The organism is Arthrobacter sp. H14 (assembly GCF_000520495.1).
Taxonomy (GTDB): Bacteria; Actinomycetota; Actinomycetes; order Actinomycetales; family Micrococcaceae; genus Arthrobacter_C.
The window spans coordinates 1-11675 of sequence record NZ_AZRX01000425.1; the positions used below are offsets into that span (position 1 = coordinate 1).

The window sequence follows — 11675 nt, forward strand, 5'->3', positions numbered from 1 at the left end:
TTCCGGGGTATCGTCCCACGTCAGAGGCACATTGTTGGTCAAAAAAGGGTACTGTCCACCCTGTCCACGCGGGGAACAGGTCCCTATATAAGGAAGAGGTATATATAGATGAAATACCGGAGGGAACTATATACCGGTGTCTTACCTGTATGAGTATTAATAAGGGTGGACATAGTGGACAGAAGTAAGTAAGGGGCCTCCTTCCCTTTATTTGCAAGGAACTTGGTGCCCACCCCCCTTAGTGGACAGGGGGTGGACAGGGGTGGCCACCTCCCACCTGCTTATGACACCGGTTCAGCCCAGCCGTCAGAGACGTGGAGTCGGTTGGCTGGCGGCAGCTTCGCCGCTTCCGGCCGGAGCCGCACACAAACGGGCATGAGCTCCTCACATCCCAGCCGCGTCCAGCAGGGCACTCCTGCCGGCGGGCAATTCGCACCCTCCGCCCATGCCGAATCACAGGTGGCCTTGGAGGACCGTTCGAGCCAGCCCATCATCCTCTCCCCCGGTGAAGGGGACGACTTCACCGAGCTGGCCGACGGCGAGGTTATCGAGCGGATGAACATCCGCCGCTTCGACGACGGTGACGGCTACTGGATCAGCCCGGTCAAGACCATCGACTTCCATCACCTCATCACTCCCGCGGACCTGGGCACCGACGAGGCCGGCCGTGACGAGTGGCTCGAAGACAACATGCTGTTGATCGAAAAATTTATGGTCGAACGCTACGACGCCGAGATGGGCCAGAGCGACGACGACTGGTCCCAGGTCGAGCTCGAGTTCAATGTGCCGATGACGACGGACGGACCTCTCACCAAAGGAGCGGCCGCGGACGCCGCCTGGAACAACTCAAAGATTGTCCAGCTGCACAACGAGTCCGACCACGGCACCTTCGGCTCGGAGAACCTTGGCCGGCTGATCCACGAACGCGTCGACGCATCAACATCGGTGGCGAACTTCTACGCCTCCCGCGGCGCCGCCATGCGCATGGACGACGATGACCTCGAAATCGAAATAGCCAACCGGCGAGGCGAGCGCGAACTCTCCGACGCGGCCGCCATGGCCGTGGCCGGCCGGCTCGGAGCTAACCCGAATTCTCCGGCCCTGCTCAGCCTGAGCATTCACGGCTACGCCGACACCGAGAAGCTTCAGAGCGAACTGCGCTCCGCCGACCCGGGCGAGCACATCACCCCGCAACGCCGCCGGCGTCTCGACATGCTTTCCGGCTGGATCAAAAACGGAGGAGACAACGCATGAGCAACATCCAGACCCGCGCTCCGAAAGGCACCCCCGCAGGCGGACGGTTCACCACCGGAACCCATGCCGAACCGGGAACGGCACTGACCGGCCCACAGGGACGTCACCCGCACCCCGACGCCAACTACCCGCACCCGATGAGTTCCTGGCCCGAAGGCGTCGAGGAACCGTCCTCCATCACCCTCGGCGCGGAGACCCTTCACACCGGAACCGACGACGTGCCGCAGCCGGGTCCGATGGATGAGATCTGGACCGAGCAGCCGAAAGTCACCGTCACCATGGCCAACGGAGCCACCCTCACCCTCCAGCACACCAGCGCCGGAGACGACCCAATGCAGGAGGAGACCTTCGACGGCGACTGGGACAGCTACCTGCACGGGGACCGGGATGCCGCCGACGCGGGTCCGTGACACGGCCAACGAAACCCTCTGCCAGTCACAAAACTGATTAGCCGCACACAGACAGGCATGACCGTAAACCAGAACCGCGTATCCCGGGGCGTCAGCAGCGGCGGCCAGTTCTCCGCAACCGCCCACGCCGAGCCAGCCCTCTCCCTCGTCTCCCCCAGCCAGGAACAGACCACGCAGGAGGCGACCGCAGCAACAGCTGCAGCAGTCCACGCCGAAGTCGAAGCAAACCGGCCCGACCCTTCAGCGCTGCGTCGGCGCAAGACGCCAGTCCTGGACTTCCTGCGCAAGCGCCCGGGAAGCAAAATGCCGGAAACCAACACGAAGGACGTGAACCGCTGGATCCACGATCTGCAGACCAGGCTCCAGGAGAAGCGATGACCATCGAACGCCACCCCAAGGGCATCCCCTCCGGAGGACAGTTCGCCACGGCAGCACATGCGGAGCCAAGCCTGAGCCTCGATCCTTCCCTCACCCACTACCGCGACGCCGACGGCACCGACTGGGAATGCGCATGGGAGGACGACCACTCCGAGACGATCAGCACCAGCACTGGAATGATCATCCTCCGAGCCACCACCGACGTCCGTGCCGAGGACGTCTCTTACGAAGCAGTGGACTTCCGGTCTGAACGGCCCAACCGGATCGGACGCGGGACCGCACCCACCATGGATGAGGCCAAAGCCGCGGCAAAGGCACTGCGTGATAACGCCCACCGCTGGGGATTCAACAACCTGCACGAGGGCAGCCGCACCCCGTGGGGCAAGGCCCAGGACGTGAAGAACATGGCAGTGGGAATTGATGCCGTCTTCACTGCCGGGCACGGAGGCTACAAGCTTTCCCCCGAACGCAACGGAGACGTATCCCCGGTGTGGCGATCACAGTCCGGGTTCTACGAGGAGGATTGCGACTTCGCCATCGCCGTCATCTCCCATCACTGGGCAGAGAAATCTGAAACCCACTTCAAGGTGAGCTCGGGACGCGACTCCGAAAAGCAACCCGGAATGGTCGAAGCCACTGTCCTTGATGTTTCCGCCGGCAGCGCGGAAGGGGCGAACGGAACGGAACGGGTGTACCTTGTTCCCAAAGAGCAGTACACGGACTACGTCCGGAAAAACCGGTATGCATTCCCGAAAGAGAACGAATACCGGCTCCTGAGCGGCGGCGACAGCGTCTAGTCTTCAGGCCACAACGTAGAAAAGCCGCCCCTGCAGTGCACGCAGGGGCGGCTTCCTTTTGCTCGCAACCGGTGATTACACCGGCATCAGGTCCAGCTGCCGGCTGGAACCGGACCTCCGTGGACGCCTTACCAGGGATAGGCGCGGGTTCACGAGCTGTGCACCGCTTTCCTGCGGCACACCCACGGGGGCGGGCGCAGGCAGCGGGACAATACTTCCGGCACAGGCCGGACAAAGAACTTCATCGGTGATCTGCCACCCGGCACGGACCGCCTTGCGGACCGACTTAGCCGGCGCGAAACCCGTTATCAGCGTCGAGGACACCGGGCAGGAGGCGTCCAGCCCATCGCAACTGATGGTCGTTTCATAGATGGCCACAACAGCCATAGTGGTTCCTTCCCCAGAACAGGTTTCTGCACGGCAGACCCTTGCCGGGACCGTCGTTGAGGGCCGCATCCAATCGTCGCCACTCCCCTGGAAACCCCAATCGACCGGCTTCCCGTGGCTATTGAAATTTACACTAAAGCACAAGCCTTAGACATGTCTAATCGTGGTAATGTTTTATCCGTAACCCGGGCAGAAGCTGCCGTTCAGCTGATTGCCGCCACGGGAACCAGGGGTCCCAGCCCTCATTCATTCCGTTTCGCAACGCTCAAGAAGGTAACCGCCATGACATCCAACGACGTGCCGCATACCAGTGCAGCAGGGGGTTCTCTCGCGAGGAAACTCAACCTGCTGCTGGATACGACGCTGGCCGAAGAGGGCCAAAAAGTCACCTACAACGACATACGTGATGCCATGAAAGAGGCCGGCACGCCGATTTCGCGGGCACGCTGGCATTACATGCGCGCGGGAACCCGGCCAGCCAGCAACGACGCGGCCCTGCTCCGTAACCTTGCCCGCTTCTTCGGAGTGCACGAGGAATACCTCCTAGACGAGGACGAAAGCCTGCCGCCGCGGGTTGAGGCGCAACTGGAACTGCTGGCAACCATGCGCACCAACAATGTCCGCAACTTCGCCGCACGCCAGCTCGACGGCGTCGCACCGGAAACATTGCTGGAGATTCGCGATCTCATTGACCAACATTTGGCAGACCACAATAATACGAAGTAGGAGGGCGCCCCCGCATTATCTGCACTATTCAGGTCCATGCGGCCCGCAGCTCACGTGTGCCACAGTCGCCGTATCCAAGACCGCGGTTTGTACGAAGCGGCATGGAGTCCGAGTAGCTGCGATAGGGGAACCATCTGCCTCTGCCACCAGGATGCAGAAGTCAGACCGCGCCGAATGGTCTGAGGCCAGCTGAGAGCCCGCATCGTCTCACGTAAATTTCCGAAGCTGTCTGCGCAAATGTCCGGGCGGGCCGTCGTCGAGGTCCTCGGCGGCGGACTCAGCGCGGACGTCGACGCCGGAGAGGCGAGCGACAATATCGGCACGATGTAGACCGGGAACGGCGGCCAGTAGGACGCCGCCCTTTCCTCTTTCGATTCAGCTAATGTTCAGCGAGACTTCAGGTTGAACATTGTCAGTGACTCAGGAATAAGTCTTATCGGGGTTAAAGAGATCGAGAATGAATAGGGAAACGGGGAATAGTGGAGAACCAAGCGGGTTGGATAGCTGTTATCTTGCCAATAGCGGCCCTCATCATTGCCGGGTATAACGCAGCTGGCAACGAGCGAGCGAGGTGGTGGCAAGCCAGGGCAGATGTAATGGCCTTTTGCCGCGAGCTGAGCGACCACATGGACACCTTTTTGACAGCACAATTACCTCTGAAATATTCAGTAAGCCGCCCTCCCATTCCGACAAGTCTGCTCTGCTATCTAAGGGATTGCCCGTACACCGATCTAGAACACTGCCATAGCCCTTGGGCGAAGCAGACCACGCGGCACTCCTACTCCCAGATCGCGCCACAAATGAGGCACTTGTGTGTGGAACTCCACTTCGAATGGGAGCGACTCACTGGCTTTCGGGTGGACCAACTCGCGAAGGACGCCCTGCCTCTATATGAATCGGATCATGGCCTGGATCATTTCATCTGGACCGCCGATCTTATTCGAACGCGGATAACCCTGATGCATCAACAAATTAACGAAGCGGGGCCAAAAAATCGTTTTCTGGCGCTTGTTGATCTAATCGCCCGGACGAGGAAAATGAAGAGGCCAGCAGATTTTCAGAGTCGATGGGCTTTTATGGACATCCTCGGATAGGCAGGCCTCGCCCATCATCACCGCAAGGCTTATTCAATGGCTGCCAGAATATTGTTCCTTTGCTGAGTCAGGCTGTCACTCGGAGGCGCTAGGTTAACGCCGGGTGTCTGGCCTAAACAAACTCGCCGAGCTCCTCGGACGAGTACCCGGAGGGCGTCCGGATGGAGCCGGCGAAGCCGCCGACGTGGCCGGTCGGTAGCGGCGCGGCGGATCAGGGAGTTCTAACACTGTGTTTGAGCTGCTGCGCCATAATGTCAGGTATGCACTTGGTCTCGATGAGCCTACGGGACCGGACTTACCCATTCGAGCGTAACGAGGACGTCGAGACTTGGGAACCAATCGGTTACCGGACTGCTGATTTTTGAGCGGCGTCAATGACGCTCGGGAATTCGGGGTCAGACATTCTCGATGCCGAGGTGTGCTCGCACGCATGGCCCTGCCGTTACGAAGTACATGCGCTGGCCGCCGACGTAACGTCGCAAGGATGGGTGCTCTGGGTTCGCATCAGTGCCGTTGCGGGTAGCCATTCACCGTGCGGTCTCATCGAAGGGCACATCGATAAACACTCGTCACGGTGCAAAAACATTCCTTAGACAATGACCACCGCATCTGCCGCGCATTGTTGAAGCGCTGGCTGTACAGCCTTGCCCTGCGATGGGGTCGAACGGTGCCGTACGGCACGCTCCGGTAGCTGATGGGAGCAACGGTTCGACGACGTGTCACCACAGCGCCTCATAGTCGTAGCTGTCGGATCAGAACCCCTTCCGGCGAGTGGCGGCCACGACGTTGTCGGATCTCTGGTGAATAGGGGAAGTCATCGACGTGAATCAGCGCCGTCTCGCGATCGGGCAACGAGGTGGGCAGGAGTGACTGGCGGCTGGGGACGGCAGATCACACCTGGTGTGCGAACGCCGGGGAACCCGTTGTGAGATAGTTAGCCCACGCTTGCTTCAGTCCGTTACAGTGGTGGCATCAAATGCCCTATCCCCAGCAATAGCAGCCGCGCCGGGCGGACCGCCGACCGGGGAGGCTTACGGGTCGCCAGCCGAGTGGCCGGGTGGTCTATGGTCCCTTCATCCTCGCAGCGCCGGGCCAGTTGCTATTCGGGGTCGCCATGGGCAGCGACGACCCCGTGGAAATGGGCTACCGTTAGGCGGTTTATCGCCAGACCCGGTTGATCGCCGCGTGAGCGCCACAATGCGCACGGCGAATCGAGGCAGGACCGTCATCGGCGCACCTTTGGGAGGCATTGCCGTTATTGCAACAGTAGGGGTCCGACCTATTCGATCGATTTGATGAATCCTAGGCGTTTCGGGGAAGGTCGTTCAGTCCAGCGGCGACCCACTCGAGAGGCCTGACGGCGCCAATACATCCAACGCAGCCCTCACATCGGGGGCCAGGTGAATTCTCTCGATGTAGTGCTTCCGGGTCACCTTCACGTTGCTGTGACCAAGCTGCCTGCTGGCATGTTCGTCGTCGACGGCCTTCGAAACTACGGTGGCGACAGTCTTTCGCAGTACATGTGGCTTAATCCATGACCGTTCCAGCCCTGCGTGATCCAATGCATCGCGGAAGTCCTTGTTCATCCCCGATGGTGCCAGCCAGCTTCCTTTGCGGTTCACGAATACTGCGTTTATGGGGTTTTCTAATGGGCTGGCCACCATCCTGTCCATAAGTACGTCCACTACGAAGCCAGGCAGAATTACCGCGCGACGAGAATCGTCGCTCTTGGGGAACGGTTGACGCTCGAGCGCGTGCCCGCTCCTCTTGACCAGTGTGCCCTCGACGGACACGGTTGGGATGGCCGCCTTCAGATCTACGTCCTCCCAACGCAAACCAAGCACTTCGCCGATCCTGAGGCCTGTGCCCAGCATTATCTCCACAAGGTCAACCAAATTATGTGAAGGTTTGGGTCCGGCTTTGCCTCTGCGCCGAACCCATACGGCCACGGCAGCGCGAACTGCGTGAACCTGGTCAACGGTTAACGCCCTGACCGGCGTGGGCTTCTTGGCAGGAACCTTCGCTGCGTCGCGTACTGGGTTGCTCAGTATGGCCCTCTGCCGCACTCCATACTGCATAATCCCTCCCAGCACAACGGTGCAGATAGCCGCTCGGCTATAACCCTTGCCATCAGCTACCTGAGAACGAAGGAACTTTTCGCAATGCTGGACTGTCACCTCGCGCATCTTGAGTTCCCCCAAAGCCGGGACGACCAGGCGCCGGGTATACGACTTGTACTGGTCCAGGGACTGGCCTCTGATTCGCGCCTCCTCTTCAACGCTGTCGAGCCAATGCTGCGCAAAAACCGTGACTGAGGTGTCCCCGGAAAGGACATCCATTTCGGAGACCCGCCGACGGAGTTCCTCTCGGAGCTTCGTCTCAGCTTTGCCCTTCGTATCACCGAACCTGTTGACGGGAGTAGTCCTGCCATCAAAGGCCCGGAAGCGTGCATGTGCGCGCCACTTACCGCTGGGCTGCTTTCGGGCCGAGATCTTGCCCCAGGTTCCAAGAGGGAGCGCTGTACGCGGCATTATGCGGTCCTCCGGCATGTAGTGATCCACAGCTCGAGAGCCTTCGCCTCGTAGCGGACCAGTCCGCCCTCGTAGAACTTGATGAAATCCGGGCCCTGGCCGTTGCTTCTCCAGTTGGCCAGTGTCTTTTCTTTGACGCTCAGTACCGCAGCCGCTTCGGCGGGGGTCAGTAGTCTCTGAGGGGTATCCAATGTGTTTGCCATGATGATCTCTATGCGGCGCAGTTGCCGACGGGTGCTGGCTACACGGTTACTACACACTTTCAACGGGACACGTCGGGATGCCGAGGGATGCGGCGGGCTCGGATTTTGGGTAAAGTCCCAAGTCAGAGGAAGATCCGGGAACGCATGGGAAATGCTGGGATGTGAGCGACGATAAGAGAACAATTTCAGAAGAGTTCATCGAAACGGGAACGCGACTACGCCCGCCAGTTCGAGTACCTGGTCTTAACGGTCAGCCCTGTTGAGTCGCTGCCGGAGGCACGACGGCGACTGACTGAGCATGCCGAATACGGCAAGTGGGAACTGGAACGCAGCGTGATCTATATTGGCGGCGCCCGCAGGTACTGGCTCCGCCGGAAAATCCTCCGTGTGCCCCGGACGGCATAGCCAGTCCCCGCGTTAGGCAATCCGCCGGTAGCAAACCCTGCCATTCGTCACTCCTCGAGCGGACCCAGCCAGGCATTCGCCACGGTGCCGTGGGCGGATTCATCGTTCGAGGGGTGATACATCCCCGCCAGCACATCCCGATAGAGCCGCTCCAATTCGCTGCCGCGGAAGTAACCCCGTCCGCCTGACACACGAATAGCAATGTCGACGACGTTCCGTGCCGTCTCGGTGGCCCGCACCTTGAGTCCCACGAGCCTGGGGAACCAGTGCGGCCCATGATCGATCAGATCGTCCACGTCCCGGGCGGTCTGCGCCAGCTGTGGGTAGATCCCATCCATGGCGATGACGGCATCGGCCACCCTCCAGCGGATATCCGGATCCAGCGCATAACTGCGCCCCTGGTGCTTGGCCGAAGTCCGCCCATGCGCTGCTTCCACGGCAAGGTCGACCGCGCGGCTGCCGATTCCGGTATAAACAGCCGCGAGCAGCGTCTCGAACGTTGCGAAAATGGCGAAAATCAGCGGATCCGGATTTGGTCCCACCGGAAGCTTCCGGAAGATCCGCGCCTCGGGGACTTCGACGCCGTCGAGGACTGTGGAATTGGACTGGCTGGCCCGCATTCCCAGGGTGTTCCAGTCATCCTTAATCTTGTAACCCTGCGATGCCCGGTCCACAAAGCCGTAGACCAGTTGGTCCTCGGGAACTGTCGAGTCCTTGCCGAAAACGCCCAACCGTGTCCAGACCGGAGACAGGCTGGTGAAGATCTTGGTCCCGGTGTACTTGTAGCCGCCGTCGCCGGTGGGCTCTGCCACCGTATTGGAATCGAACAGCACGGAGTCGTTAGCCGCTTCCGATATGCCGAACGCGAAGATCTCCCCCGCGGCCGCCTCCGTCAGGACATAGTGCAGAGTCCGGTCCCCGCGGGCCTCCAATAAACTGGCCACGCCGGTCCAGACCAGGTGCATGTTTACTGCGAGCGCCGTTGCCGGAGCTGCCGAGGCAAGCCGCTGCTGGGCAGCCGCAACCTTCTCGAGACCGAACCCAAGCCCACCGTCATCAAGCGGCACGAACATTCTCAGATAATCGGCCGCGGCGAGATCGCTTAGATCCTGATGACAAAACTCATTGCGCTCGTCATAACCGCTGGCACGGCCGCGCAGAGTCTCCAGCAAACTTCCCGGCAGCAATTCTTCAACGGCAATGCCCATCTCAGTAGTCGCTCAGCAGCCGGCCCAGCACACGGGTGCCGAATTTCAAGGACTCCACGGGGACTCGCTCGTCGACCCCATGGAACATCCCAGTGAAGTCGAGCTCAGGCGGAAGCTGTAGAGGCGCAAAGCCGTAGCCGGTAATGCCGAGCCTGCTTAGTGACTTATTGTCCGTACCGCCGGAGAGGGTGTACGGAAGCACCTTGGCCCCCGGATCCTCGGCCTGCAGGGCGTCAACCATCGAATCCACCAGGTTCCCGGAGAATGGAACCTCCAGGGAGACGTCCTTGTGATCGTAGGTGACGTCCACGCCATCGCCTGCCAGTTCCTTCACGATTTCCAGTACCTGCTGCTCCTGCCCGGGCAGTGTCCGGACGTCCACGAGCGCTTCGGCCATGCCCGGAATGACGTTGTGCTTGTAGCCGCCCTTTAACACCGAAGGGTTGGACGTGTTCTGCAGCGTCGCTCCAACGAACCTTGCGACGGTGCCCAGTTCCGCCAAAATCTTTTCCGGATTATCAGGGTCAAATTCGACGCCGGTCATCTCAGTGACGCTGTCCAGGAACTGCCGCGTCGTCGGCGTCAGCTCAATCGGCCACTGGTAATCGCCCACCTTGGCCACGGCCCTGGCTAGTTTGGTAATTGCGTTGTCAGAACTGATTTGCGACCCATGCCCCGCACGCCCGTGAGCGGTGAGCCGAAGCCAGGAGATCCCCTTTTCGGCTGTCTGCAGCAGGTAAGCGCGCTGACCGCCGATTTGGGCCGAAAATCCTCCCACTTCGGAGATCGCCTCGGTTGCGCCCTCGAACAGCTCGGGATGATTGTCCACGAGCCATGAAGCACCATACTTTCCGCCGGCTTCCTCGTCGGCGAAGAACGCAAAGATCAGATCCCGCTTTGGCTTACGCCCGGTGCGTGCGAAGTCGCGCAGCACCGATAGGATCATCGCGTCCATGTCCTTCATATCGACGGCGCCGCGTCCCCAAATTAAGCCGTCCGCCTCTTCGCCGCCAAAGGGATCGCGTGACCAATCCTCTTTCATGGCGGGAACGACGTCGAGATGCCCATGGACTACGAGCGCGCCTGCGGATGGGTCCTCTCCGCTCATCCGTGCCACTACGGAAGCGCGGCCGGGCTCGGATTCCAGGATTTGAGTCTGGAGACCTACTTCTTCGATCAGCGCGGCCGTGTATTCAGCCGCCGCCCGCTCCCCCGGCCCCGAGCCGTCTCCGAAATTCGAAGTATCAATGCGGATTAGTTCCTGGCAGATGCGGGTGACTTCATCTTCGGGGCTGACGGTGCTCACAACTCACTCCTCATTTGACGTAGATACCACCACCCTATCCACATCAAGGTTTCCGGTCCGCACTTCTTCCGATTGAGGACATCGGCGTGGCCCATGGTATGGTTTTTCTCGCTGCTTTCTTGAGTTTGAAGTCGTTTTCAAACCCACGAAACACTACCCGCGCGGGTGGCGGAATAGGCAGACGCGCTAGCTTGAGGTGCTAGTCCTCGGATAGAGGGTGGGGGTTCAAGTCCCCCTCCGCGCACACTGAAAAACCCCTGGAATCCAAGGATTTTAGGGGTTTTTTCATGCCCTCCACTCACGCGCGAGCCGATCTCGCGCACGCGATGGTCGAAATCCGACCCCTGTGGGGAAGCCGAGCGCATAGTAATCGATATGGTGGCCTACCTCGGTGCTCGGAAGCGCAAAAACGGCGCGACCGCTTACTATGTCCGCTGGACCAACCCATCCACTGGGCGAAATTGGTGAGCCTTGAGATTTCGGACAGTGGGGCCTCTTAAACTGAGGTGTTACTGAAAGCGAGATCAAGAGTATGTCTGCAGCACGTCGCCGGTTCAGCCAGGATTTTAAGGATGAGCTGTGCCGGGAAGTTATCGACACATCCAAGCCAATAGCGGACGTCGCCAAGTCCTACGGCGTCGGAGCAGAGAGCCTGCGCCGGTGGCTGATCAAACACCGGGAAACCAACGGCGGTACCGAATCCGATCTGAGCCTGTCGGAGCGGGCCCGGTTGAAGGAGCTGGAGCGGGAAAACCAGGAGCTGAGGGCTGAAACGGTGTTCCTAAAAAAGCCAGCGCTTACTTCGCGAGGGAGCAGCGGTAGTGAGCAAATACGAATACATCGACTCCCGGAAAAACGACCCAGCCGGGACGAGTCCGGTCTGGAAAATGTGCCTGTGGCTGTCCGTATCGACGTCCGGTTTCTATAACTGGCTCTCCTGGCCTCAGTCCGCCACCGCCGCCCGCAGAGAAGCCCT

The 11675-nt window shown here is 60.3% G+C and carries 12 protein-coding genes, 1 tRNA gene and 1 pseudogene; 9 read left to right on the forward strand and 5 right to left on the reverse strand.

Going from position 1 to position 11675, the window contains the following annotated elements:
* Positions 1–375: 375 nt before the first annotated feature.
* The 4 genes from Y707_RS0100460 to Y707_RS0100475 are packed head-to-tail and all read left to right on the forward strand — an operon-like array spanning position 376 to position 2839.
* Entirely contained in the window at positions 376–1254 is an 879-nt protein-coding gene (locus Y707_RS0100460; protein ID WP_155852612.1) for a hypothetical protein, read from the forward strand.
* Positions 1251–1664, forward strand: a complete 414-nt coding sequence (locus Y707_RS0100465; protein ID WP_026533666.1) for a hypothetical protein — start codon at positions 1251–1253, stop codon at positions 1662–1664. Before Y707_RS0100460 ends, Y707_RS0100465 begins: the two co-directional genes overlap by 4 nt.
* A gap of 57 nt (positions 1665–1721) precedes the next feature.
* Positions 1722–2042, forward strand: coding sequence for a hypothetical protein (locus Y707_RS0100470; protein WP_026533667.1), 321 nt, complete (start codon positions 1722–1724; stop codon positions 2040–2042).
* Entirely contained in the window at positions 2039–2839 is an 801-nt protein-coding gene (locus Y707_RS0100475; protein ID WP_026533668.1) for a DUF7007 domain-containing protein, read from the forward strand. Before Y707_RS0100470 ends, Y707_RS0100475 begins: the two co-directional genes overlap by 4 nt.
* Positions 2840–2914: 75 nt before the next feature.
* Here the strand turns inward: Y707_RS0100475 and Y707_RS0100480 are convergent, their stop codons facing one another.
* Entirely contained in the window at positions 2915–3226 is a 312-nt protein-coding gene (locus tag Y707_RS0100480) for a hypothetical protein (RefSeq protein ID WP_026533669.1), read from the reverse strand.
* A gap of 282 nt (positions 3227–3508) precedes the next feature.
* On the opposite strand from Y707_RS0100480, the gene Y707_RS28640 reads away from it, so the two are divergent.
* Together Y707_RS28640 and Y707_RS0100495 are read left to right on the forward strand one after the other, a co-directional pair.
* On the forward strand, positions 3509–3952 hold the full coding sequence (locus Y707_RS28640; protein ID WP_051441486.1) for a hypothetical protein: 444 nt from the start codon (positions 3509–3511) through the stop codon (positions 3950–3952).
* 479 nt (positions 3953–4431) lie between these two features.
* Positions 4432–5046 carry a hypothetical protein gene (locus Y707_RS0100495; protein WP_026533670.1) on the forward strand — a complete coding sequence of 205 codons (615 nt, stop codon included), beginning with the start codon at positions 4432–4434 and terminating at the stop codon, positions 5044–5046.
* A 1325-nt stretch (positions 5047–6371) separates the two neighbouring features.
* Here the strand turns inward: Y707_RS0100495 and Y707_RS0100505 are convergent.
* Both Y707_RS0100505 and Y707_RS22220 read right to left on the reverse strand, forming a co-directional pair.
* Positions 6372–7595, reverse strand: coding sequence for a tyrosine-type recombinase/integrase (locus tag Y707_RS0100505; protein ID WP_081744521.1), 1224 nt, complete (start codon positions 7593–7595; stop codon positions 6372–6374).
* A complete protein-coding gene (locus Y707_RS22220) occupies positions 7577–7780 on the reverse strand; it encodes a helix-turn-helix domain-containing protein (protein WP_035779707.1) in 204 nt (67 codons plus the stop codon). Before Y707_RS22220 ends, Y707_RS0100505 begins: the two co-directional genes overlap by 19 nt.
* Positions 7781–7951: 171 nt before the next feature.
* Between Y707_RS22220 and Y707_RS32440 the strand changes: the two genes are divergently transcribed.
* Positions 7952–8185 (forward strand): DUF5703 family protein, encoded by a 234-nt coding sequence (locus Y707_RS32440; RefSeq protein ID WP_081744523.1) that lies wholly within the window; start codon positions 7952–7954, stop codon positions 8183–8185.
* A 47-nt stretch (positions 8186–8232) separates the two neighbouring features.
* On the opposite strand, the gene Y707_RS0100515 is transcribed toward Y707_RS32440, so the two are convergent.
* Positions 8233–9387, reverse strand: coding sequence for an acyl-CoA dehydrogenase family protein (locus Y707_RS0100515; RefSeq protein WP_155852613.1), 1155 nt, complete (start codon positions 9385–9387; stop codon positions 8233–8235).
* A 7-nt stretch (positions 9388–9394) separates the two neighbouring features.
* Positions 9395–10699 (reverse strand): M20/M25/M40 family metallo-hydrolase, encoded by a 1305-nt coding sequence (locus tag Y707_RS0100520; RefSeq protein ID WP_026533674.1) that lies wholly within the window; start codon positions 10697–10699, stop codon positions 9395–9397.
* A gap of 159 nt (positions 10700–10858) precedes the next feature.
* Here Y707_RS0100520 and Y707_RS0100525 point away from each other — a divergent pair.
* Together Y707_RS0100525 and Y707_RS22225 are read left to right on the forward strand one after the other, a co-directional pair.
* Positions 10859–10943, forward strand: a tRNA-Leu gene (locus tag Y707_RS0100525).
* Positions 10944–11231: 288 nt separating this feature from the next.
* Positions 11232–11675, forward strand: a pseudogene (locus Y707_RS22225) (transposase); the annotation flags it as partial.

Excerpts from the sequence above, each read along its gene's own strand:
- Y707_RS0100460 (WP_155852612.1), top strand. The coding sequence starts at position 376 with ATGAGCTCCTCACATCCCAGCCGCGTCCAGCAGGGCACTCCTGCCGGC.
- Y707_RS0100480 (WP_026533669.1), bottom strand. The coding sequence starts at position 3,226 with ATGGCTGTTGTGGCCATCTATGAAACGACCATCAGTTGCGATGGGCTG.
- Y707_RS22220 (WP_035779707.1), bottom strand. The coding sequence starts at position 7,780 with ATGGCAAACACATTGGATACCCCTCAGAGACTACTGACCCCCGCCGAA.
- Y707_RS0100465 (WP_026533666.1), top strand. The coding sequence starts at position 1,251 with ATGAGCAACATCCAGACCCGCGCTCCGAAAGGCACCCCCGCAGGCGGA.
- Y707_RS0100505 (WP_081744521.1), bottom strand. The coding sequence starts at position 7,595 with ATGCCGGAGGACCGCATAATGCCGCGTACAGCGCTCCCTCTTGGAACC.
- Y707_RS28640 (WP_051441486.1), top strand. The coding sequence starts at position 3,509 with ATGACATCCAACGACGTGCCGCATACCAGTGCAGCAGGGGGTTCTCTC.
- Y707_RS0100475 (WP_026533668.1), top strand. The coding sequence starts at position 2,039 with ATGACCATCGAACGCCACCCCAAGGGCATCCCCTCCGGAGGACAGTTC.
- Y707_RS0100470 (WP_026533667.1), top strand. The coding sequence starts at position 1,722 with ATGACCGTAAACCAGAACCGCGTATCCCGGGGCGTCAGCAGCGGCGGC.